Source organism: Stenotrophomonas sp. 610A2, assembly GCF_030549615.1.
GTDB classification, from domain to species: Bacteria; Pseudomonadota; Gammaproteobacteria; order Xanthomonadales; family Xanthomonadaceae; genus Stenotrophomonas; species Stenotrophomonas pigmentata.
The window spans coordinates 4202196-4224461 of record NZ_CP130832.1 but is presented as its reverse complement, the minus strand read 5'-3'; the positions used below and the strand labels follow the sequence as shown (position 1 = coordinate 4224461).

The window sequence follows — 22266 nt, the reverse complement described above, 5'->3', positions numbered from 1 at the left end:
TTACCGGTAAACCCCCTGCCGAGCATGGCTCGGCACTACGCCTGGCTGCCTCCCTTTGGCCGGAGGCCAAGGGGAGGGGCGGGGATGGGTTGGTTTTTGGAGCTTCACCGGGAAGGCCTCTGCCGAGCATGGCTCGGCACTACAGCTGGCTCCCTCCCTTTGGCCGCAGGCCAAGGGGAGGGCTGGGGAGGGGTTGGCCGTTGGGGCTTTACCCGGAAAGCCCCTGCCGAGCATGGCTCGGCACTACAAGCCCCTCTCCCGTTTACGGGAGAGGGGTTGGGGTGAGGGCGGCTTTTGGAGCTTTACCGATAGGGCCCCTGCCGAGCATGGCTCGGCACTACAGGTGGGGGTTTTCGCTTCGATGTTGCGGCGCAGAATGCGTTGGGCGAAATGCTCATGCTTTACTTGGATCGATCTAAATTTTTGGCAATGTAGATCGGGGGATGCAGCTTGGGCGGCGCTATACAGCGCTTCGCGGCCTGCAAATCACTGAAAACAAAGCCGAATAAAGCTTTGAAAGGCCTGTTGTTCGCCGCTCAAACCCCACCTGCCGTCGTCGTGACGGCTGTCGGGGGCAGGTGCAGGGCCAACCCGTTTTGCTGATGCCTGGCATCTCTCCCCCATCCCGTTCCCGGATGGGCTGGACATCAGCGGCCCGGCTTGTCCGGGCCACCTTCTGCCGTAGCTACATCGCCGCCGTACCGACCGACCCAAGGATCCAATGCATGAGCCGATCGCCTTCCACCGCCCACTCCCGTCGCCGCCCGTTGGCAACGGCTGCCTGCCTGCTGGCGCTGAGTTTCGCGCCGTTGCTGCAGGCCGCGCCGTCGGCCGCGCTGGAGCGTGAGGTCAATACCTTCATCGGCAGCAAGGATGACGGCAACACCTTCCCGGGCGCATCGGCCCCGTTCGGCCTGATCCAGGTCAGCCCAATCGGCAGCCATTACTCGGGCTGGCGCTATGACGACGAAAAGATCCGCGGCTTCGGTCATTCCTTCATCTCCGGCGCCGGTTGCTGGGAGCAGGGCGGTCAGGTCTCGGTATTGCCAGTGACCGGCAGCATCGGTCCGGGTGGTGATTTCGATACCAAGGACCCCAAGCGCTTCGACCACAAGAACTACGCGTCGGCCTATAGCCACGACGGCGAAGTTGGCCAGGCTGGCTACTACAAAGTCCGCCTGACCGATTACCGCGGCATCGACGTGGAAACCACCGCGCTGACCCGAGCAGCCGCCGAGCGCTACACCTTCAGCGCAGGCGTCAATGAAGGCCAGGTGCTGGTCAACGTCGCCCAGGCCAACGAGCGCCATTCGGTGATCGGCAGCGTCATCGACGTGGTTGGTGATCGTGCGGTGGAAGGCAAGCTGGTCACCAAGAGTTTCTGCGGCGGCCACCAGTACACCACCTGGTTCCGCATCGAGTTCGATCGCCCATTCAAGGCGCATGGCACCTGGGGCGAAGAAGGTGGCCTGCCGGGCGCGCGCCACAGCATGGAAGGCGAAGCCAAGCCCAATGGTGCGTGGCTGAGCTTTGATCTGGCCGATGGCCGCAGCGTTACCGCCACCAGCGCGATCTCGCATGTGGATGCCGAAGGTGCGCGCAACAACCTGCGCAGTGATGGCATGCAAGGCGGCAAGCTGCTGAGCTTCGATCGCATGCGCGCGCTGTCGCAGGCGCAGTGGCGCGAACAGCTGGGCAGCGTCAAGGTCGAAGGGGCAAACGCCGATGATCGCACCGTGCTGTACACCGCGCTCTATCACGCACTGTTGCAGCCGATGACCGGCAGCGATGCCGATGGTCGTTATCGCGGTTATGACGATGTCATCCATCGTGCAGATGGTTGGACGTACTACGAGTATTTCTCGCTGTGGGATACCTACCGCACGCAGAACCAGTGGCTGGCGCTGACCCGCCCGGAAGTCGCGCGAGATATCGGTCGCAGCCTGCTGGCGATCAACGAGCAAGGTGGTTGGTTGCCGCGCTGGGGCTACGCCAACTTCGAAACCAATGTGATGACCGGCGACCCGGTAACGCCGTTCATGGTCGACCTGTGGCGCTTTGGCGCGCTGAAGGGCCGCGAGTCGGAAGCCTGGGGCGCGCTGCGCCGCAATGCATTCGAAGTGCCGCCGATCAACTCGCGTCATGCCGGTCGCTCCGGTAACGCCAGCTATCTCGCCAACGGCTATGTCGCGTACGACCGTGCATACCCATCCAAGGGCATGGACGTTGATCCGCACCACGGCGGCTCGGCAACGCTGGAGTACGCACTGGCCGATTGCGCGCTGGCGCAGATGGCCGATGGCCTCGGCCATGCCGAAGATGCAGCGACGCTGCGCACACGTGGTGGCAACTGGCACAAGGTGTGGGATGCGGATGTGCGTGATGCCGAAACCGGCTTCACCGGCTTCCCGCGCCCACGCGACGAGAACGGAAAGTGGTATACGCCGGCCGATGGTCATTACAGCCCGCGTTCGCAGCACGGCTTCCATGAAGGCACCGGTTGGCAGTACCAGTGGCTGGTGCAGCAGGACGTGCCCGGCATGCTGCAGGCCATGCATGGCCGCGAACAGGCCGGCAAGCGTCTGGATGCGTTCTTCGCCTATGACGCGCTGCTGCAGTCACCGCTGACCGCTGCACGCAAGGAATGGGTGGTTGGCCCGTACAGCTACTACAACCAGTACCGCTACAACCCGAACAACGAGCCTGACCTGCATTCGCCGTGGATGTATACGCTGATTGGCCAGCCGTGGAAGACCGCCACTGTGGTTCGCGCCGCGCAGCAGCTGTTCACGAATGCGCCGAATGGCGTCACCGGCAATGATGATCTGGGCACGATGTCGGCCTGGTACCTGTTCAGTGCGCTGGGCCTGTACCCGGCAGTGCCGGGCAGCGGCCAGTTCCTGCTGCATGCGCCGCGCTACAGCAAGGCCGAGATCACCCTGGGCAATGGTCGCAAGCTGCGTCTGCAGGCAGCGGGCGCCGATCCGCGCAGCCTGCAGTACATCCAGAGCGTGCAGGTTGATGGCAAGCCGCAGCCGGCGGTGTGGCTGGATTGGCAGCAACTGCAGCAGGGCGGCGATGTGCGCTTCACCCTCGGTGCGCAGGCACCGGAGCAGGGCTGGGGCACTGCACAGGCGGACCTGCCGGTGTCGTACTGCGCCACCCCGGGCAGCGCCCAGCCGTGAGCTCGGGCAGCGCCAAGACCGGAAAGAAGGGCACGGGCAGCGCAAGCGCTGGCCGTGATCCTTTAGGCTTGGCGCATCCCGGAACCGCAGCGGAAACGATGAAAGAGACTTCTAACGGCGCCAAGGGCGCACGCAAGACCGGCCAACGCGCGGTCACCGTCACCGATATCGCGCAGGCGGTGGGCGTGTCGCGGGCGACCGTATCGCTGGTGCTGCGTGGCAGTCCCCTGGTCAATGTCGATACCCGCGCCAAGGTCGAGGCCGAGCTGCGCAAGCAGCGTTATGTGTACAACCGCACCGCTGCAAACCTGCGTCGTCGTACTTCATCGTCGATCGCGCTGGTGATCAATGATCTGTCCAACCCCTTCTTCGCCGAGTTTGCTTCCGGCGTGGACGAGGCACTGGGTGGCAAGGGCTTCGTGACCCTGCTTGGCAGCACCGGCGAATCGCCGCGGCGCCAGCAGGCGGTGTTGAGCACCTTGATGGAGCACACGCCTACCGGCTTCATCCTGTCGCCAGCCGAAGGCAGTGACGCCGAAGAACTGCGGCATGTATTGGGTGCGCATGCCAACGTGCTGTTGTTCAACCGCGAGTTGGCCGGCGCCGATTGGGACTTCCTCACCCTGGACAACCAGCACGGCGCCTACATGGCGACCCGTCACCTTATCGAGCGCGGTCATCGTGCCATCGCCTTCTTCGGTGGCCATGCCGCATCCAGCTCCTGCGCGCAGCGCCGCCTCGGTTACCAGCAGGCCTTGAGCGAAGCCGGCTTGCCCTTGCATGCGGACTGGTTGATCGAGTCCGCACCCAACCGTCTGGAAGCCGCAGCGCGTACTGGTGAATTGTTTGAAAGCGCACAGCGTCCCAGCGCGGCGGTCTGCTACAACGACACGGTTGCCTTGGGCCTGATGCTGGGCCTGACCTCACGTGGCATCCGTCCAGGCGGTGACTTCGCCGTTACCGGCTTCGACGATATCTCCGAGGCCGCGGTCGCGGTGCCGCCGTTGACCACGCTGACCGCTGATCCGCGTGAGCGTGGGCGGCAGGCGGCAGCCTTGTTGCTGCAGCGTCTGGAGCACCCCGATGCGGCACCGATGCGTACCGTCGCACCGGTGCAGCTGAGGATCCGCGAGAGCAGTGCCGCAAGGCCGAGTTGATTCCGTCGCCCCAACCTTCCGATTACCGTATCCAGGCAGCCCACATGCATATACCAACATCGCCGTCATCTACATCAAGCCAGTCGGCGCCCGTGGTCAATACGCGCGTGGCCATGGCGGTGGCGACGACCATCTTCTTCATGTGGGGCTTCCTGACCTGCCTCAATGACATCCTGATTCCGCACCTGAAGTCGGTGTTCGAACTGAACTACACCCAGGCGATGCTGGTGCAGTTCACCTTCTTCGGTGCCTACTTCCTGATGTCGCTGCCCGCAGGTCGACTGGTGGCGCGACTGGGTTACAAGCAGGGCATCGTCGCCGGTCTGGTCATTGCCGGCATCGGTGCGCTTGGCTTCTGGCCGGCGGCGGAGCTGCGCATCTATGGCGCCTTCCTGGCGGCCCTGTTCGTGCTGGCAACCGGCATTACCGTGCTGCAGGTAGCGGCCAATCCCTATGTGGCGCTGCTTGGCCCGGAGCGCACCAGTTCCAGCCGCTTGACGCTGGCACAGGCGCTGAACTCGCTGGGCACCGCGATCGCGCCGATCTTTGGCGGCATGTTGATCCTGGGCAATACGGTGAAGAGCGCCGATGAGCTGACCGCGCTGCCGCTGGCTGACCAGTTGGCCTATCGCGCGCAGGAGGCGCAGTCGGTGCAGGGGCCGTATCTCGGTCTGGCAGTGGCCCTGTTCCTGCTGGCGCTGTTCGTGTTCCTGTTCCGGCTGCCGTCGCTGAGCGAGAACAGCGAACAGGCTGACAGCGCACGCCACAGCTATGGCGATGCGCTACGGCACAAGCATCTGCTGTTTGGCGTGCTGGGCATCTTCTTCTACGTGGGTGCCGAGGTCTCCATCGGCAGCTTCCTGGTCAACTACCTGTCGCAGCCCAACATCGGCGGCTTCAGCGAGCAGCAGGCCACGCACTACGTGTCGCTGTACTGGACAATGGCGATGATCGGCCGCTTTGCCGGTTCGCTGCTGCTGGTGCGCTTCTCGCCGCGCAAGCTCCTTGCGCTGTTCGCGTTGATCAATGTGGGCTTGCTGGCACTGACCATGGCCAGCGAAGGCCAGGTAGCCCTGTACTCGATCGTGGCGATTGGCCTGTTCAACTCGATCATGTTCCCGACCATCTTCGCGCTCGGCATCGAACGCCTGGGGCCGTTGACCAACAAGGCGTCCAGCCTGCTGATCATGGCCATCGTCGGCGGCGCGGTGGTGCCGTTCCTGCAGGGCGTGCTGGCCGACCGGATCGGCGTCCACCATTCATTCGTACTGCCGTTGCTGTGCTACGGCTACATCATTTTCTACGGGCTGGTCGGTTCACGCACCAGCGCCGGTGTCAGCCAAAAGGACTGAGGCCAGATGGGCAAGATTGTTTGTTTCGGCGAAATTTTGATCGATCTATTAGCGCAACCGCCGGCCTCGGCCGACACCCCGCGCGCGTTCCTGCAGTACGCCGGCGGTGCCCCCGCCAACGTCGCGGTGGCCGCAGCGAGGTTGGGTGCCAGCAGCCATTTCGCCGGCATGCTGGGTCGCGACATGTTTGGTGACTTCCTGTTGGAGAGCCTGCAGCAGTCCGGAGTCGAGACCGACTGCATCGTGCGTACCGACGCAGCCAAGACCGCGCTGGCCTTCGTCGCGCTGGACGCGCATGGCGAACGCAGCTTCAGCTTCTACCGGCCGCCGGCGGCGGACCTGCTGTTCCGCGCCGAGCACTATCTGCCGGCCTGCTTCGACGGCACCGCTTGCTTCCACGTCTGCTCCAACAGCCTGACCGAAGCGGACATCGCCGCAGCCACGTTTGCAGGCATGGAGCGCGCGCGTGCCGCTGGCGCCGTGGTCAGCCTGGACCTGAACCTGCGGCCGGCGCTGTGGCCGGCCGATGTCGATCCCTCGCCGCGCCTGTGGCAGGCGCTGGAACGCGCCGACCTGATCAAACTCTCGCGCGAGGAGCTCGATTATCTCGCCGCGCCGCTGGGCGCCGATGGTGATGCGCAGGTGCTGCGTCGTCTGCTGGCCGCGCAAGCGCGCTGGGTGATCGTCACCGATGGCGCGGGCATCCTGCGCTGGTATACGCGCGGTGGCCAAGGCGAGGTGCCGAGCTTCCGCGTGCAGGCCGTGGATACTACCGCTGCCGGCGATGCCTTTGTCGGCGGTGTACTGGTTGGTCTGGCTGAACGTGACGGTGCCGGTGCCGGCTTCGCTGCGTTCTGCGAGCAGCCTGAGGCAATCAACAGCACCTTGCGCTTCGGCGCAGCCGTGGGTGCGCTTGCAGTGACCCGCAAAGGCGCGTTCGCCGCCATGCCGAGTCTGGACGAAGTACAGCAACTGCTGCAGCAACAGGAAGCCATCGCATGACCAGCAACCCCGATTTCCGCTCCCCGGCCTTCCTGCGCGCGCATATCGCCGACACGATGGCCTTCTACCACCCGCATTGCATCGATGCTGACGGTGGCTTCTTCCACTATTACCGCGACGACGGCAGCATCTACGACCGCAGCCATCGCCACCTGGTCAGCAGCACGCGCTTCGTCTTCAACTACGCCATGGCCTACCGCGAGTACGGCAACGCGGAGTATCTGGATGCAGTGAAGCATGGCGTGCGCTACCTGCGCGAGAAGCACCGCAACCCGACCACCGGCGGTTACGCCTGGACCCTGCGTGATGGCGAGGTCGAGGACGACATGAACCACTGCTACGGTGTCGCCTTCGTGCTGCTGGCTTATAGCTGCGCGTTGAAGGCTGGCATCGAACAGGGCCGCGAGTGGATGGACGAGACCTGGCAGCTGCTGGAGCGCCACTTCTGGGAACCGCAGCACGGCCTGTACCGCGACGAAGCCGACGCCAACTGGAACTTCACCGGCTATCGCGGCCAGAACGCCAACATGCACATGTGCGAAGCCATGCTGGCGGCGTTCGAGGCCAGCGGCGAGCAGCGCTACCTGCAGCGCGCCTTGCAGCTGGCCGACAACATGACCCGCCGGCAGGCGGCCAAGGCCGGCGGCCTGGTCTGGGAGCATTACGACATCGATTGGAACATCGATTGGAACTACAACCTGGACAACCCCAAGCACCTGTTCCGGCCGTGGGGCTTCCAGCCTGGCCATCAGACCGAATGGGCCAAGTTGCTGATGATCCTCGATCGCCACGTCGATGCCGATTGGCTGGTGCCAACCGCACGGCACCTGTTCGATACCTCGATGACGCGCTCCTGGGATGAAGCGCGCGGCGGCCTCTATTACGGCTTCGCACCGGAGTCGCGCCGTCAACCCAACATGGACGGAGAAGCCATCGGTGGCGACAGCTTCGTCTGCGACGGCGACAAATACTTCTGGGTGCAGGCCGAGTCGCTGGCTGCGGCCGCGCTGCTGGCCAAGCGCACCGGTGATAGCGGCTACTGGGAGTGGTACGACCGCTTGTGGGCGTACTCCTGGCAGTACTTCGTCGACCATCGCTACGGCGCGTGGTTCCGCATCCTCGATGCCGATAACCGCAAGTACGACGACGAGAAGAGCCCGGCCGGCAAGACCGACTACCACACCATGGGCGCCTGCCACGAAGTGTTGAACGTGGTGCGCGAACAACAGCCGGGCTGAGGCCCGGCAACGTCATGCACTAGCGGAGGGGCTATGCGGCAGCGTTTGCAGGAAAAATTTGGATCGATACAAATTGGCATGCGCGGTGTGTGGCGTGCCTTGTTGTCGTGTGCGCTGCTGGCGGCGACAGGCAATGGCCTGGCTGCGGAATTGCAGGCGCAATGGCAGTTCCGTCTGCTGCCCGGCGATGCACAGCTGCAAGCACATCCCGGCATGGATGCGTGGAAGCAGGCAACCGTGCCGGGGAGCGTGCACACCGATCTGATGGCTGCTGGCGTGATCGGCGATCCCTATGTCGGTGCCGCCGAAGCCGGCCTGCAGTGGATTGGCCTTGCTGACTGGGAGTACCGCGCGCGTTTCGATGTTGATGCAACAACGCTTGCGCGCCCGCATGCCGAACTGCGCTTCGATGGCCTGGACACCTTCGCTGAAGTCCGCCTCAACGGCCAGCCGCTGCTGAAGGCCGACAATGCGCACCGCACCTGGCGTGCACGCGTGGATGGTCGCCTGCGTGCACAAGGCAATGAACTGCAGATCGTGTTCCGTTCACCGATCCGCACCCTGCTGCCGCAGGTGCAGGCGATGCCGCACAAGATCGCCGGCAATTATCCATCGCCCTACGGCGATGAGCCCAAGGACGCGATGGTCGGCAACTTCGCACGCAAGCCGGCCTATCACTTCGGTTGGGATTGGGGCCCGCGCTATGTCACTGCCGGCGTGTGGCGACAGGTGCATCTGGACAGCTGGAATCAACAGCGCATCACTGATCTGGCGGTACGCACCGATGCGCTTGATGCGGGCAGGGCCGAGCTGAGCGTGCTGCTGCAGGTAGAGCAGGCGGACAAGGCTGCTACACAACAGCTCGTCATCGATGTGCGTGACCCGGAAGGCAAGTCGGTCGCGCAGATCAAGCGCGATGTCGCGCTGGCACCAGGCGAGAACAGCGTGTCACTACCGTTGCAGATCGACAAACCGCGCCGCTGGTGGCCGGTGGGCTATGGCGCGCAGGATCGCTATACCGTGCAGGCGCAGCTGGGCGAGGGCAAACAGGAGGCATTGGAATCCAGCATCCGCATCGGCCTGCGCACCGTGCAGCTGCAGCGCGAAGAGGACAAGGATGGCGGGCAGGGCTTCGGCTTCGTCGTCAATGGCGTGCCGGTATTCGCCAAGGGTGCGAATGTCATTCCGTTTGATGCCTTCCCGGCTCGGGTAACCCGCGAGCGTCTGCGCCGCGACCTGCAGGCCGCACGCGATGCCAACATGAACATGCTGCGTAACTGGGGCGGCGGTTACTACGAAGACGATGCCTTCTTCGACATTGCCGATGAACTCGGCTTGCTGGTGTGGCAGGACTTCATGTTCGGCGGCGGCATGCAACCGGGTTATGACCCGGCGTTCCGCGCCAATGTGGTGGCCGAAGCGCGCGACAACATTCGCCGCCTGCGCCATCACCCCAGCATCGTGCTGTGGTGTGGCAACAACGAAGAAGAAACCGCGTGGAAGGATTGGGGCCACGGCAAGACATTGAAGGAGGCCGATCCGGTGTTCGCCGAGAAGGTCTGGCAGGGTTATGTGGACCTGTTCGGCAAGGACTTGCGCAGCGTCGTCGCCGAGGAAGCGCTGGGTGTGCCGTACTGGGCCAGTTCGCCCAGCAATGACCTTGACGTAAAGGCCAATGACTCGCGTCGCGGTGACAAGCATTACTGGGAAGTCTGGGGCAACCCGGCGCTGCCGCCGACCGCCTACCTGAAGGAAACCCCGCGGTTCATGTCCGAGTACGGCCTGCAGGCCTGGCCGCAGTTGTCGACCATCAACGCCTTTGCCAAGCCGGAAGAGCAGCAGGTGGATGGGCCGGTGATCGAGGCGCACCAGAAGTTCCTCGCTGGTAAGGGCAATGAGCGCCTGCTGCACTACATCAAGATGGAGTTCGGTACGCCGCGTTCGTTCCCCGACTTCGTCTACCTCAGCCAGATGATGCAGGCTGAAGGCATCGAGCTTGCAGCACTGCATCACCGCGCCTCGCGTCCGTACACGATGGGTTCGCTGTACTGGCAGCTCAACGATGTTTGGCCGGGTGCATCCTGGTCCAGCGTGGACTACTACGGCAATTGGAAGGCACTGAACTTCCACGCACGCCGCTTCTTCGCCGATGTCGCGGTGGCCGCGCTGCGCGACGAAGGTAGGACGCGTTTCAGCCTGCTCAATGATGGCCGCGAGGTAGTGCAGGGGCAGTGGCGTGTTCGCGTATTGGATTTTGATGGACGCGAGCTGCAGCAGCAGCGCAAGCCTGTGAGCTTGCCCGCGTTGTCAGCCACCGAGGTGATCCGCCTCAGCGATGCGGAGTTGCTGCAGGGCGCCAATCCAAGCCACAGCGTCGCCGTATTCGAACTGCTGCGCGATGACGCAGTAGTGGCACAGCGCCTGGTCTACTTCGTACCCGCCAAGCAGCAAGCCTTGCAGCCCGCACAGCTGCACAGCGAGCTGCGCGCCGACGGCGATCATTACCTGCTGCAGCTGCGCGCCGACAAACTGGTCCGCGGCATCTGGATCGGCTTCGACAATGCCGAGGCCAGCGTCGAGGACAACGCCTTCGATCTGTTGCCCGGGCAGACCCGCACGCTGGTCGTGCGCAGCACCGCACCGCTTTCCACCCTGCGCACGGCCCTGCACCTGCAGACGCTGGGCGACACCCTGCAGTCCCGTCCCGTTGCATCGCAAGACAACGCTTCCGTCGAGAGGATCCACTGATGACCCGTTCCCTGCGTACCGCCCCCCTGGTCGCCGCGCTGATGCTGGCGCTGTCCGCCTGCAGCCAGCAGGCTGCCGCTCCCGCCACCACCCCGGCTGCACCGGCTGCTGCCGCCGCGCCGGCCGATGCCGCGCTTCCTGCCGTCGATGACGCCGAAGCCGCCCGCATGGCCGAGCAGGTCCGTGAGGCCACCCGCCACGCCTGGCAGGGTTACATGCAGTACGCCAAGGGCCACGACGACCTCAAGCCGATCAGCGGCCAGCCGCGCGACTGGTATCCCAAGCCGCTGCTGATGTCGCCGGTCGACGCACTGGACACCCTGCTGCTGCTCGGCCTCGACAAGGAAGCCAACGAAGCGCGTGAGCTGATCGTCACCCAGCTGTCCTTCGACCAGGACATGGACGTGCAGAACTTCGAGGTCACCATCCGCCTGCTCGGTGGCCTGCTGTCGGCCTACCAGATGACCAACGACGAGCGCCTGCTCAAGCTCGCCGATGACCTGGGTACGCGTTTGTCGCCCGTCTTCGACAGCCCGACCGGCCTGCCGTACACCCACGTCAACCTGCACACCGGCAAGACCAGCGGCAAGATCAGCAACCCGGCCGAAACCGGCACGCTGCTGCTGGAGTTCGGCACCCTGGCCAAGCTCACCGGCAAGCAGGCCTACTACGACAAGGCCAAGCGTGCGCTGGTGGAAACCCACAAGCGCCGTTCCAAGATCGGCCTGGTCGGTTTGAACATCAACGTCGAAACCGGTGAATGGACCAACAAGGACGCCTCGATCGCCGGTGGCATCGACTCGTACTACGAGTACCTGCTCAAGTGCTGGAAGCTGTTCGGCGACGAGGACTGCAAGAAGATGTGGGACGAGAGCATCGGCCCGATCAACCAGTACCTGGCCGATGAATCCCGCGAAGGCGAGCTGTGGTACGGCCACGCTGACATGGACACCGGTGCCCGCACCTCCACCACCTACGGTGCGCTGGATGCCTTCATGCCGGGCCTGCTGGCCTTGGGCGGCGATCTGGACCGCGCCAAGCGCCTGCAGGAGTCCAACCTGAAGATGTGGCGCCTGCATGACATCGAGCCGGAGTCGCTGGACTACGCCAAGATGGAAGTGCGTTCGCCGAGCTACGCGCTGCGCCCGGAGATCGTCGAGTCGGCGTACTACCTGCACCACTACACCGGTGACGCCCGTTACCGTGGCATGGGCAAGGAATTCTTCGATGACTTCGTGCGCTACACCCGCACCGATCATGGCTTCTCCGCGCTGAAGGACGTACGCAGCAAGGAGAAGGACGACTCGATGGAGAGCTTCCTGTTCGCCGAGACGTTCAAGTACTACTACCTGCTGTTCGCCCCGGCCAAGACCCTGGACTTCGACGGCATCGTCTTCAACACCGAAGCCCACCCGCTGCGCCGTACCTGGTAAAGCCAAGCAGTTGCAACGCTTGAGCCCCTCTCCCGCACGCGGGAGAGGGGTTGGGGTGAGGGCAGCTTGTGCCCTTGGACTTCCTCCCCTTGGTTGCCAATGTGGAAAGGCTGGGCGTTGCCAGACTGCCCTAACCAGCTTAAGCGCCTGCCCCCCATCACAAGCCAACCGTAAGACCACGCTAAACTCCGCCACAACACGGACCATGGCGGGGGCCGATGGAGCTGTCTTCCATCCTGATCATCGACGACGACGCAGCTTCGCTGGCGAGGCTGGCTCGGCTCGTGGCTGAATTGCTGGTCGAGCAAGCGCCGCAGATCCACACCGCAGACACTCTCGGCAGCGCCCGCACACTCCTGCAGACCCATCACTTCGACCTGGCCTTGGTGGACATGCAGCTGCCCGACGGTACCGGAATCGACCTGATCGGCTGGATGCAGCAGCACGTACCGCAGTTGCAGGCGGTGATCGTGTCCGCGTTCGCCGAGGAAGAAGCCATTTTCGGCGCGCTGCGCGCCGGTGCCATCGGCTACCTGCTCAAGGACCGCGACGATATCGAGCTGACGGTGGCGCTGCGCAGCCTGCAACGCGGCGGCGCGCCGATCGACCCGATGATCGCGCGGCGGATTCTCGCCTTGTTGCCCGCCGCACAGCCACCTGTCGTCGCACCGCCAATTCCCAACGTGCATCTGTCGGAACGCGAGCTCGGCATCCTCAGCCATGTCGCACAGGGCTATGGCAACCGCGAGATCGCCGACCTGCTCGGACTGTCACGGCTCACCATCGAGGCACATACCCGCAACATCTACCGCAAGCTGGCGGTGGGGTCGCGGACCGCTGCGGTATACGAGGCGCGTGCGTTGGGGCTGCTGCCTTGATCCGTTGGCTGTTGCTGCTGCTGTTGGCCGCCTGTGTGGGCAGTGCAAGCGCGCAGACAGCTGGCATCACCCGAATCACCCATGCGGAGGCTGTGCGCGCTGACTGGCAATCGCCGGCAGCGCCTGCGCAGGGCTGGGTGCAGGTGCCACTGGCTGACCAATGGCAGACGCGCTGGCCGGATCACGATGGAGTGGTCTGGTATCGCCTGCGCTGGCAGCAGAGCGACGCCAATCAGCCAACCGGCTTGCTGCTCGACTACACCTGCATGGCGGCGGCCGTATACCTCAATGGCAGCCTGATTGATCGCGATGCATCGCTGGTCGAACCGCTGTCACGCAGCTGGCATGTGCCGCGTTACTTCCTGCTGCAGTCGCCGCTGCTGCGACAGGGTGAGAACGAGTTGCTGGTGCGGGTGTCCGGCCTGGCGGCTTACCAGCCGTCGCTCGGGGTGGTGGATGTAGGCGATCCGAAAGAATTGCAGGCGCGTTATCGCAAGGAGATTTTCGTTCGGCACGACCTGCAGGTCCTGGATAGCGCCATCGGCTTGGTGCTGGCGGCGGTGATCGGCTTGTTCTGGCTGCTGCGGCGCAAGGAGTCGATGTACGGCTGGTACGCGCTGAGCGCGGTATTTGGCCGTCTGTACGACAGCAACTTCTTTGCCAGCAGCCCGTGGCCGTTCGCCACCACCGACGCCTGGCAGGCCTTCATTGGCGCCTGCTATGTGGCCGGCGCCGCCGCCCATACGGTATTCCTGCTGCGCTTCTGCGAGCGGCGCTGGCCGCGCCTGGAGCGGGTACTGCTGGCCATCGCCGTGCTGGTGATGGCAGGTGCCTTGCTGTGGCCGCAATGGATGGGGCCGCACCGCAATGTCTATCTGGTGCCGACCATCGCCTTCCTGTACGTGGTCTCGTTCACTTTCATGGGCTATGCACTGTGCAGTGGCCGGCGTGATTACCAGGTGCTGGCACTGTGCATCATCCTGCCGATCGCGGTGTCGCTGCACGATCTTGGCGTCTACATGGGCTGGTATGGCGGGGTCAGTTATCTGGGCTCGTTCACCTCGCCGTTGATGCTGCTTGGCATGGGTTTCGTGCTGGCCTATCGCTTCGCCAACACCATGCAGCGTGTGGAAGGCTTCAATGCCGAACTGCGGCATGAGGTGCAGCAAGCCACCACGCAGTTGGCCGACACCTTGCAGCAACAGCATGCCCTGGAGCTGTCGCACAGCCGTGCCGGTGAGCGCCTGCAACTGGTGCGTGACCTGCACGACGGCTTTGGCGGCACCTTGGTGGGTGCAATCGCCCGCCTGGAGCAGGCGCCGGAAGATACGCCGCGGGAGCAGGTGATCGGCGTGCTGCGCGAGATGCGTGACGACCTGCGCCTGGTCATCGACAGCACTGCCCGCGAGCAGGCCGATCTGGCCGAGCTGCTGGTGCCGCTGCGACATCGCGCCAGTGGTTTGCTGGACGCGGTCGATATCCAGGCGCACTGGCATCTGCAGGACATCAACGGGATCGAGCTGGGCGCCAGCCGCAGCCTCGACCTGCTGCGTCTGCTGCAGGAAGCGCTGACCAATGTGTTCAAACACAGCCGCGCGCAACGCGTGGATGTCTACTTGCGCAGGCAGGGCGACCAGCTGCAACTGCATATCGATGACGACGGTATTGGTCTGGCGCAGGGCGCTGACGGAACGGTTGCGACGCGTACAGGCGCAGGATTGGCGAGCATGCGCTTGCGGGCGCGCAGGTTGGGCGGGGAGCTGCAGGTATCACCGGCTGCCAACGGTGCAGGTACCCGGCTGGCCTTGGTGTTGCCGTTGATGGCGTGAGCCGGTGACGGACCGGTAACCGGCCATTACCTGATTTCGTGGATGCGGGACAGGTACACCCAGCGTTAGCTTTCCCCCTTGCTGATTCGGGGGATTCCATCATGAACCGTCATGTCGTTACCAAGGCTGGGCCGCTGGCGGCGGTTGCCATGCTTGCCTTGCTGCCATTGTTGCCGGCGCAGGCCGCTGAAGTCGTTGGTGGCACCGCGCCAACGGCGCCCTGCACCCAGGACGCCGCCACCGGTGCCATCGCCTGTCAGGACGGGAGCCGGGTGGGCAGCGACGGCCCTGCAGGCCCGAACATGCCGGGCTGGAGCAGCTCCGCTGGCGGACTGGGCAATGCCACCGGCAACACCGCCTTCGGGCAGGGCAGTTCGGTCGGTATGGGCGGGCAGGGCTCAAATGGCACCGCCGGGGGGACCGGTGGTATCGGTGGCAATGGAGGAACCTACAACCTGGCGTTCGGTACCAACAGCAGTGCGGGCAATGGTGGCAGCGGCGGCCAGGGCAGCGCGGGTGGCACGGGTGGCAATGGTGGCGCCGGCGGCAACTACAACATCGCGTTGGGCAATGGCAGCCAGGCCGGCAACGGCGGCAACGGCAATGACATGTGCTGTGGTTTCACGGCCCCCACGGGTGCTCCGGGCACGGACAACAACGTCGCCATCGGCAGGAACGCGGTAGCTGCCGGTGGTGGCTCGGTTGCGCTGGGCGCCGGCAGCAGCGATGAAGGCGCCGCCAACGTGGTCTCGGTGGGCTCGGCAAGTCTGAAAAGGCGCATAAGCAACGTGGCTGCTGGCATCAACGGCAGCGATGCGGTCAATCTCACCCAGCTGGGTGCGTTGGCAGCTGCGCTTGGCGGCAATGCGAGCTACGTTGGCGGCAGCTTCACCGCACCAAGCTACGTCGTTCAGAACGTCAGTTACCAACAGGTGGGGGCCGCACTGGGAGCGCTGGACAGCGCGTTGTCCACGCAGAACAGCAGCTTGGCCGCGATCGCTGCCAGCGGTGATGCGGCGACTCTGGTCTCTGCAATGCAGTACACAGACCAGCAGTTGGCTGGCGGCCAGGCCGTCGCCCTGCAAGCAGCGCAAGCCCATGCCGACGCAGGTGATACGGCAACCCTGGCGGCAGCCTCGGGCTATACCGACACCCGCGTGGCAGCGGTGCGTGCGGAAGTGAATGCCGGCGACAGTGCAACCCTGGCATCGGCCAACCAGTACACCGATACAGCGACGGCACAGTCGCTCGGCAGCGCGCGCGCGTATACCGATGCCGCCGTTGCCGCGTTCAGCGATGACTTCACCCGTTTCAACGATGGGGTGAATCGACGCCTGCATGATCAGGACAGGCGTATCGACCGCATGGGAGCGATGACATCGGCGATGACCAACATGGCGATGAATGCAGCCGGCGGGCAAAGCGCACGTGGTCGGGTTGCGGTGGGTGCGGGCTTCCAGGGCGGTGAGCAGGCATTGTCGGTCGGTTATGGGGTGCGCGTGGGGACGCGTGGCTCGTTCTCGTTGGGCGGCGCCTTCGGTGGCGGGGAGAAATCCGCAGGCCTTGGTTTTGGCCTCGATCTTTGATGCCGGCGCAGGCGAATGGACGGCTGCGCCTCATCGGTTGTGCGCAACGCACAAGGCGGGGAAACCAGCGACCGATCCGTCATGTCGCGGCAGGTGGTGAAACGGGCTGCGTCGAGAGCATGCTGCAGCCGATGGATCTTCCACGACGCCTGCATCCGCAACCTGGTTGAAGGGACCGCCGGCAGCGAGGCGTGGCGTGTGATCGTGCGCGAACAGCTGGCCATCCAGTCGCTATTGCAGCATTGAGCAGACCGGTTCCAGCCCAACCGGGGGCGGGGGCCGGCCGCCGGTTTAAACCTTTTCAATGCTTCCTGCATCCAAACCGGAAGTGGGTGTGCACAGCGCCCCGCTGCGACATACTCCTGCCGCCCACAACCGGAACCAGACAATGCAATTGGCCGCACCACGAGTCCTGCTGTGCCTGCTAGCCGTGCTTCTCGTCCATCCTCTATCCGCGCTCGCTGCAACGCGTGACGCTGCAGATGAGGCAACGCGTCGCTTCATCACCGTGACGATGAAGGAGCGTGGTATTCCAGGCATGCAGGTGGCGGTGGTCAAGGACGGTCGCGTGGTGTTTTCCGAAGCGCATGGCCTTGCCAACGTGGAGAACAAGGTGGCGGCGACAGCGAGCACCTTGTTCCCGATCAACTCCGCGACCAAGGCATTCACCGGTGTGGCGATCATGCAGCTGGTCGAGGCGGGGAAGGTGGATCTCGATGCTCCGCTATCCACCTACCTGCAGCAGCTGCCGGCCGCATGGCAGGGCATCCGCGTACGCCAGTTGCTTGCGCACACCTCCGGCCTGCCGGACATCGTCGATGCGGATGGACTTGTAGGCGGTGGCTCCGAAGCACAGGCATGGCAAGTGGTGGAGCAGCAGCCGGTGCAGGCGCTGCCCGGCGCGCAGTTCGTCTACAACCAGACCAACTATGGCTTGCTGGCCAGGATCATCGCCCAGCGCAGTGGCAAGACCTACGAGGGCTATCTGGCCTCTGGTCAGTTCGAGCCGTTGGGAATGGGCCACGTAACGTTCGGCGACAGCTATGACCTGGTGCCGAATGCGGCAACGATGTACAGCTTCTTCCCGCGCAGCAGCGATGCGGCCGATGCACCGCCACGGCTGTCGCACTGGTTTTATGACATGCCGCATGGTCTATGGGCTGGCGGCGGCATCCAGGCCAGCGCAGGGGATCTGGCGCAATGGTTGGCTGCCTTGTTGCAGCATCGCGTGTTGAGCGCGGACAGCCTTGCACGCATGTGGACGCCTGAGCGTTTGAACGACGGCAGTGTCGGTGCCTGGTCAGCAGGTTGGCCGGTGTCCGAAGCGCAGGGGCGGCGCCAGATCAGCAGCTTTGGCGGCGCACGCGCGGCGCTGTTGGTCTACCCGGATGAGGGCCTGGCTGTCGTGGTGTTGACCAACCTGGTCGGTGCCAACCCACAGCAGTTCACCGCACAGATCGCCGATTTCCACAGATAGCAGCGTAGTGCCGAGCCATGCTCGGCAGAAAAGCCAATGTAGTGCCGAGCCATGCTCGGCAGAAAAGCCAATGTAGTGCCGAGCCATGCTCGGCAGAAAGGCCAATGTAGTGCCGAGCCATGCTCGGCAAGAGGCTTCACCGGCAATGCCTCAGCCGAGCACGGCTCGGCTCTACAGGCTCCGACAGCAATCAGTACAGATCCATCGGGTCGACATCCAACGACCAACGCACGCGGCGTGCCTGCGGCAAGCCATAGGCCTGCAGCATCAGGCCATCCAGCGCTGCATGCAGCGGCCGCCGCTGATCGGCCGACAACAGCAACTGCGTGCGCTGGAAACCGGCGCGTCGCGGCATCGGTGCAGGCATCGGCCCAAAGCGTTCGACATCGTTCTGCTTGGGAAGCAGGTGCTTGAGCGCGGCAAGGAATTCATTGGCCTGCTCCACCTGCTTCGCCTCGGCACGCAGCATGGCCATATGCGCGAATGGCGGAAATCCAGCGGCCTCACGTTGCAGCAGTTCGGCGTCGGCAAAGGCGTGGTAACCACCGTTGACCAAGGTGTGCAGCAAGGCGTTATCCGGATGATGCGTCTGCAACCAGACCTCGCCCGGGCGCTCGGCGCGACCGGCGCGGCCGGCGACCTGGATCAATTGCTGGGCGAGTTTTTCACTGGCGCGGAAGTCGGCGGAGAACAGGCCTTCATCAATGCCAACCACGACCACCAAGGTCAGCTTCGGCAGGTCGTGGCCCTTGGCCAGGATCTGCGTGCCTACCAGGATGCCGGGTTGGTCTCCCAGCGTTGCCAGCGTCTGTTCCAGCGCATCGCGGCGACTGGTGGTGCTGCGGTCGATACGCAGCACCGGATAGTCCGGGAACAACTGCAGCAGACGTTCTTCCAGACGCTCGGTGCCAATACCCTGCGGCTGCAATGCCAGGCTGGCGCAATCCGGGCAGGCCAAGGGCACCGGTTGGCGTGCGCCGCAGTGGTGGCATTGCAGGCGGCGACCGCCACCATGCACGGTCATCGGCGTCTTGTGCAGCGGCGTGCTGCAGCGTTTGCATGGTGCGGTCCAGCCGCAGTCATGGCAGAGCAGTACCGGCGCATAACCGCGGCGGTTCTTGAACACCAATACCTGGCTGCCAGCTTTCAGGTGCTGCTCGATGCCAACCAATACTTCCGGTGACAGCCCATCCTGCAATGGTCGCTTGCGCACATCGAACACGCGCACACCCGGTGGTTTGGCATCCCCGGCGCGTTGCTGCAGGCGCAGATGGGTGTAACGGCCGCTGCGTGCGTTGTGCAACGATTCCAGCGACGGAGTTGCGCTGCCCAGCACCACCGGTACGTCCAGGGCCTTGCCGCGCACCATCGCGAAATCCCGTGCGTGGTAACGGATCCCATCCTGCTGCTTGTAGCTGCCATCGTGCTCTTCGTCGATGACGATCAGGCCAGCCTGCGGCAACGGGGTGAAGATCGCCGAACGCGTACCAACGATCACCCGCGCTTCGCCGCGCGAAGCGGCGGCCCACACACGTGCGCGCTCGTTGTCGTTCAAGCCCGAATGCAGCGCATGCACGGGAATGCCCAAGCGGCTGCGGAAACGATGCAGTGTCTGCGGGGTCAGGCCGATTTCCGGCACCAGCACCAGCGCCTGCTTGCCCTGCTGCAGGCAATGGCAGATCGCCTGCAGGTAGACCTCGGTCTTGCCGCTGCCGGTGACGCCATCGAGCAGGAAGGGCTGGAAACCGTCGGCTGCCTGCAGCGCATCGATCGCCGCTTGCTGCTGCGGATTCGGTTGCGGACCGGCGACGATGCGCGGTTGTGGAATCACCGCTGGCACTTCGATGCGCTGCGCGTGCTCACGCTTGAGCAGCGCGCGGGCGGCAGTGCGCCAGTCTTCCAGTTGCTCGTCCAGCAGATCTTCGTTGACTGCGCCGTCCAGCAGCAGTGTGGCCAGCCGTTGCGGGCGGGTACCGCTGCGCAGGCGGTCGTAACCGGCGCGACCGGCCTCGGTCAGTTCCCAGGCCCAGCCGTGGGTATCGGGCAGCGGATCGCCGCGGCGCAGCGGCGCCGGCAGCGCGGTGGCGCACACCTCGCCGAGCGGGGCGTGGGTGTAGCGCGCCAGCCAACGCAGCGACGCACTCAGCTCACCCTGCAGCAGCGCGCTGTCATCCAGCCATTGCAGGGCCGGGCGCAGGGCAGCTGGATCATCCCCCTGGCCGATCGACTCGACCACCCCGACCAGCTCGCGCGGGCCGAACGGCACCCGCAATCGCCGGCCAACATCCTCCTCCCGGGGCGGCGGGCTGCCGGCGGGGGGCAGGTAGTCGAACAGTTGCGGCAAGGGCACCGGCAGGGCGATGCGTAGGGTGGGGCAGGCAGGCATGCCGCCAGTTTAGCGGCAGCGGCCGGTTTGGCCTCCGCTATTTACCCTCGTCCAGATGCTGTGAAGTCCTGCATAAATGAGGCGTAAACGCTGGCTGCGCTTGGGAATTTATTCTTATCCACATTTCCTGTGGATAACTCTGTGGGCGAGTAATGTGCTCCACGCGCTCAGGGCGATGGATCAAGCCTCTGGGTCAACTTGGACAAAAAATAGCCACATTGAATTAGCCATTTAAATCAATGGCTTATCCGTGAAACAAAAACGAAACACAGTCTCGTGGAGCTGTGCGCGGCAGAAATGTCACAGCGTATTGACGCTGTGCACAAGTTGTTGCAGGCGCTTGCAGAATCGGCCCGGTGTTGGCCCGGGGCGTCTGCAGCACGGTGTGTGCTCGGTATCATCACGGCATGACGGAGTTCACATGATGGCTGCACCAGCCCCTCTTTCGCCGGCCGCAGCCAATGCTCTGTCCGCCTTCTTGCGCGGGGTGGAACGCCGCGCCCTGGTCGTTGCTGAATTGCAGGCTGGCGATGTTGCCGTCGGCGAGCGTGCCGTGGCGGTCGCCATGCGCGCCTTTGTCGGCCCCGCTGCGCAGTTGCTGATGGTCGAATGGCCGGCCCGCTTCTGGGGCCTGCTATGCAGCACCCCGCAATTGCTGAAGCCGGCCAACCCCGGCAGCTGGGAGCCGGAGCTGGCGCACCTGGGCAGCTTGGCGGCGGGCGAACGCCTGGCGCTGTTGCTGCGCATCGGCGCCGGCCTGGATGAAGCGGCGGCATCGGCAGTGCTGGGTGTGGATGCCAATGCCTATCGGCAGGCGCTGGCGGATGCCTGCCCCCTGGATGCCAGTGGTCGACCGGATGCCGCCAGCTGGCGCGCGTTGGCCGAGCAGGTGCAGGCCCGGATCCGTGATCTGTCGCCGCCGCGCCTGCAGCAGTTGGAGCAGCTGCGTGAATCGGTCATCACCGGTGCCTTGCCGTCACGCTCGGCGTCGAGCGCAGCCGCGCCCGCCACACCGCCTGCCGAAGACCTGCGCCGTCGCAAGCCGGCACCGCGCCGCAGGCAATCCAAACCCTGGACGCTGCGCACCTGGTTGCTGCTATGCCTGCCGCTGCTGTTGCTGGCGGTGGTCGCGCTGTGGTGGTGGCGTTCGCATACGCTGGTGGCCGCTTCACCGAATGAAGGCAACGGTCTGGTCGACAACGGTCCGGTACAGGTTGAGGAACTGCCTGACGACAGCACACCGGCCGGGCCGGGTGACGACCCGCACGCTGCGGCCGACGCGCTGATGCTGGCCGATCCCGCCCTGGACACAGCCAGGGATGCCGACTTCCATGCCTGGTATGCGGCCGGTGGCCCGATCCCGGTGGACGAGTCGCAGCCGCAGCCGAGTCGTCCAGAGCCGGCCGGTGCAGCCTTGGAGACGACAGATGCGGATGAGTAAGTTGGGTTTGGCCGGTCTGGTCCTGTTCCTCGCCCTGCCATTGCATGCCGCCGCGCCAACCGCGGTGCCGATCATGCCGTCCGCACCCGATGCCAGCAGCGCGGTCGGCACGCAGCACAGTTGGGCTTCGATGAGCCCGGCGCAGCGGCGCGAGGTTCGCAGCCGCTACGCGGCCTGGCAGGCACTGCCGGACAGCGAACGACAACGCATCCGCCAGGCGGCGGCGACGCTGGCGGCGCTGCCTGCTGAGCAGCGCCAAGCCCTGCGTGCACGCTACATGGACATCGACAAGATGCACCGCGACGGGTGGTTGCTTGGCCCGCAGCTCGGGGCCTTGTATCCGCGCCTGCAGCCGTTGTTTGGCTACTTGCCAGCGGCCGAACGCGAGCCGGTGATTGCCTTGTTGCGCCAGCTCACTGCCGGCCAGCTGGAGCAGTTGAGCCTGATCTCGCAGCGCACGCCTCCGCAGCAGCGCGACGAGCTGCGCACCCAGCTGCTGGCCTTGGCGCCGGCCCAGCGCGATGCCTGGTTGCGTGAAAAAGTGGGCGGCTGAG

14 protein-coding genes are annotated in these 22266 nt (G+C 64.7%); 13 read left to right on the top strand and 1 reads right to left on the bottom strand.

Translation table 11 applies throughout. The features are described from left to right. The first annotated feature begins 725 nt into the window (after positions 1-725). The 11 genes from Q5Z11_RS18730 (at position 726) to Q5Z11_RS18680 (ending at position 17885) form a co-directional block, all read left to right on the top strand. Positions 726-3185, top strand: coding sequence for a GH92 family glycosyl hydrolase (locus Q5Z11_RS18730; RefSeq protein ID WP_303747792.1), 2460 nt, complete (start codon positions 726-728; stop codon positions 3183-3185). A gap of 98 nt (positions 3186-3283) precedes the next feature. Continuing rightward, entirely contained in the window at positions 3284-4342 is a 1059-nt protein-coding gene (locus Q5Z11_RS18725; RefSeq protein WP_303747791.1) for a LacI family DNA-binding transcriptional regulator, read from the top strand. Positions 4343-4386: 44 nt separating this feature from the next. After that, complete coding sequence (gene fucP / locus Q5Z11_RS18720) at positions 4387-5694, top strand: L-fucose:H+ symporter permease (protein ID WP_303747790.1); 1308 nt, start codon at positions 4387-4389, stop codon at positions 5692-5694. A gap of 6 nt (positions 5695-5700) precedes the next feature. After that, a complete protein-coding gene (locus Q5Z11_RS18715) occupies positions 5701-6696 on the top strand; it encodes a carbohydrate kinase family protein (RefSeq protein WP_303747789.1) in 996 nt (331 codons plus the stop codon). Further along, the gene (locus Q5Z11_RS18710; protein WP_303747788.1) at positions 6693-7934 is read left to right on the top strand and encodes an AGE family epimerase/isomerase; all 1242 of its coding nucleotides are present in this window, start codon (positions 6693-6695) and stop codon (positions 7932-7934) included. Before Q5Z11_RS18715 ends, Q5Z11_RS18710 begins: the two co-directional genes overlap by 4 nt. Positions 7935-8012: 78 nt before the next feature. Continuing rightward, positions 8013-10682, top strand: coding sequence for a beta-mannosidase (locus tag Q5Z11_RS18705; RefSeq protein WP_303747787.1), 2670 nt, complete (start codon positions 8013-8015; stop codon positions 10680-10682). Next, entirely contained in the window at positions 10682-12115 is a 1434-nt protein-coding gene (locus Q5Z11_RS18700; RefSeq protein ID WP_303747786.1) for a glycoside hydrolase family 47 protein, read from the top strand. Before Q5Z11_RS18705 ends, Q5Z11_RS18700 begins: the two co-directional genes overlap by 1 nt. A 218-nt stretch (positions 12116-12333) precedes the next feature. After that, positions 12334-12993, top strand: a complete 660-nt coding sequence (locus Q5Z11_RS18695) for a response regulator transcription factor (protein WP_303747785.1) — start codon at positions 12334-12336, stop codon at positions 12991-12993. Then, on the top strand, positions 12990-14822 hold the full coding sequence (locus Q5Z11_RS18690; RefSeq protein ID WP_303747784.1) for a sensor histidine kinase: 1833 nt from the start codon (positions 12990-12992) through the stop codon (positions 14820-14822). The genes Q5Z11_RS18695 and Q5Z11_RS18690 overlap by 4 nt, the downstream gene beginning before the upstream one ends. A 101-nt stretch (positions 14823-14923) precedes the next feature. Beyond that, positions 14924-16408 (top strand): hypothetical protein, encoded by a 1485-nt coding sequence (locus Q5Z11_RS18685; RefSeq protein ID WP_303747783.1) that lies wholly within the window; start codon positions 14924-14926, stop codon positions 16406-16408. 388 nt (positions 16409-16796) lie between these two features. After that, entirely contained in the window at positions 16797-17885 is a 1089-nt protein-coding gene (locus tag Q5Z11_RS18680; protein WP_303747782.1) for a serine hydrolase domain-containing protein, read from the top strand. 190 nt (positions 17886-18075) lie between these two features. On the opposite strand, the gene Q5Z11_RS18675 is transcribed toward Q5Z11_RS18680, so the two are convergent. Further along, a complete protein-coding gene (locus tag Q5Z11_RS18675) occupies positions 18076-20271 on the bottom strand; it encodes a primosomal protein N' (RefSeq protein WP_303747781.1) in 2196 nt (731 codons plus the stop codon). A 421-nt stretch (positions 20272-20692) separates the two neighbouring features. On the opposite strand from Q5Z11_RS18675, the gene Q5Z11_RS18670 reads away from it, so the two are divergent. Both Q5Z11_RS18670 and Q5Z11_RS18665 read left to right on the top strand, forming a co-directional pair. After that, positions 20693-21712, top strand: a complete 1020-nt coding sequence (locus Q5Z11_RS18670; RefSeq protein ID WP_303747780.1) for a hypothetical protein — start codon at positions 20693-20695, stop codon at positions 21710-21712. Then, positions 21705-22265, top strand: a complete 561-nt coding sequence (locus Q5Z11_RS18665; RefSeq protein ID WP_303747779.1) for a DUF3106 domain-containing protein — start codon at positions 21705-21707, stop codon at positions 22263-22265. Before Q5Z11_RS18670 ends, Q5Z11_RS18665 begins: the two co-directional genes overlap by 8 nt. Position 22266 lies beyond the last annotated feature (1 nt).

Bases quoted from the DNA above. Each gene is read 5' to 3' on its own strand.
- Q5Z11_RS18730 (WP_303747792.1), top strand. From the start codon at position 726: ATGAGCCGATCGCCTTCCACCGCCCACTCCCGTCGCCGCCCGTTGGCA.
- Q5Z11_RS18725 (WP_303747791.1), top strand. From the start codon at position 3,284: ATGAAAGAGACTTCTAACGGCGCCAAGGGCGCACGCAAGACCGGCCAA.
- fucP (WP_303747790.1), top strand. From the start codon at position 4,387: ATGCATATACCAACATCGCCGTCATCTACATCAAGCCAGTCGGCGCCC.
- Q5Z11_RS18715 (WP_303747789.1), top strand. From the start codon at position 5,701: ATGGGCAAGATTGTTTGTTTCGGCGAAATTTTGATCGATCTATTAGCG.
- Q5Z11_RS18710 (WP_303747788.1), top strand. From the start codon at position 6,693: ATGACCAGCAACCCCGATTTCCGCTCCCCGGCCTTCCTGCGCGCGCAT.
- Q5Z11_RS18705 (WP_303747787.1), top strand. From the start codon at position 8,013: ATGCGCGGTGTGTGGCGTGCCTTGTTGTCGTGTGCGCTGCTGGCGGCG.
- Q5Z11_RS18700 (WP_303747786.1), top strand. From the start codon at position 10,682: ATGACCCGTTCCCTGCGTACCGCCCCCCTGGTCGCCGCGCTGATGCTG.
- Q5Z11_RS18695 (WP_303747785.1), top strand. From the start codon at position 12,334: ATGGAGCTGTCTTCCATCCTGATCATCGACGACGACGCAGCTTCGCTG.
- Q5Z11_RS18685 (WP_303747783.1), top strand. From the start codon at position 14,924: ATGAACCGTCATGTCGTTACCAAGGCTGGGCCGCTGGCGGCGGTTGCC.
- Q5Z11_RS18680 (WP_303747782.1), top strand. From the start codon at position 16,797: ATGCAATTGGCCGCACCACGAGTCCTGCTGTGCCTGCTAGCCGTGCTT.
- Q5Z11_RS18675 (WP_303747781.1), bottom strand. From the start codon at position 20,271: ATGCCTGCCTGCCCCACCCTACGCATCGCCCTGCCGGTGCCCTTGCCG.
- Q5Z11_RS18670 (WP_303747780.1), top strand. From the start codon at position 20,693: ATGATGGCTGCACCAGCCCCTCTTTCGCCGGCCGCAGCCAATGCTCTG.
- Q5Z11_RS18665 (WP_303747779.1), top strand. From the start codon at position 21,705: ATGAGTAAGTTGGGTTTGGCCGGTCTGGTCCTGTTCCTCGCCCTGCCA.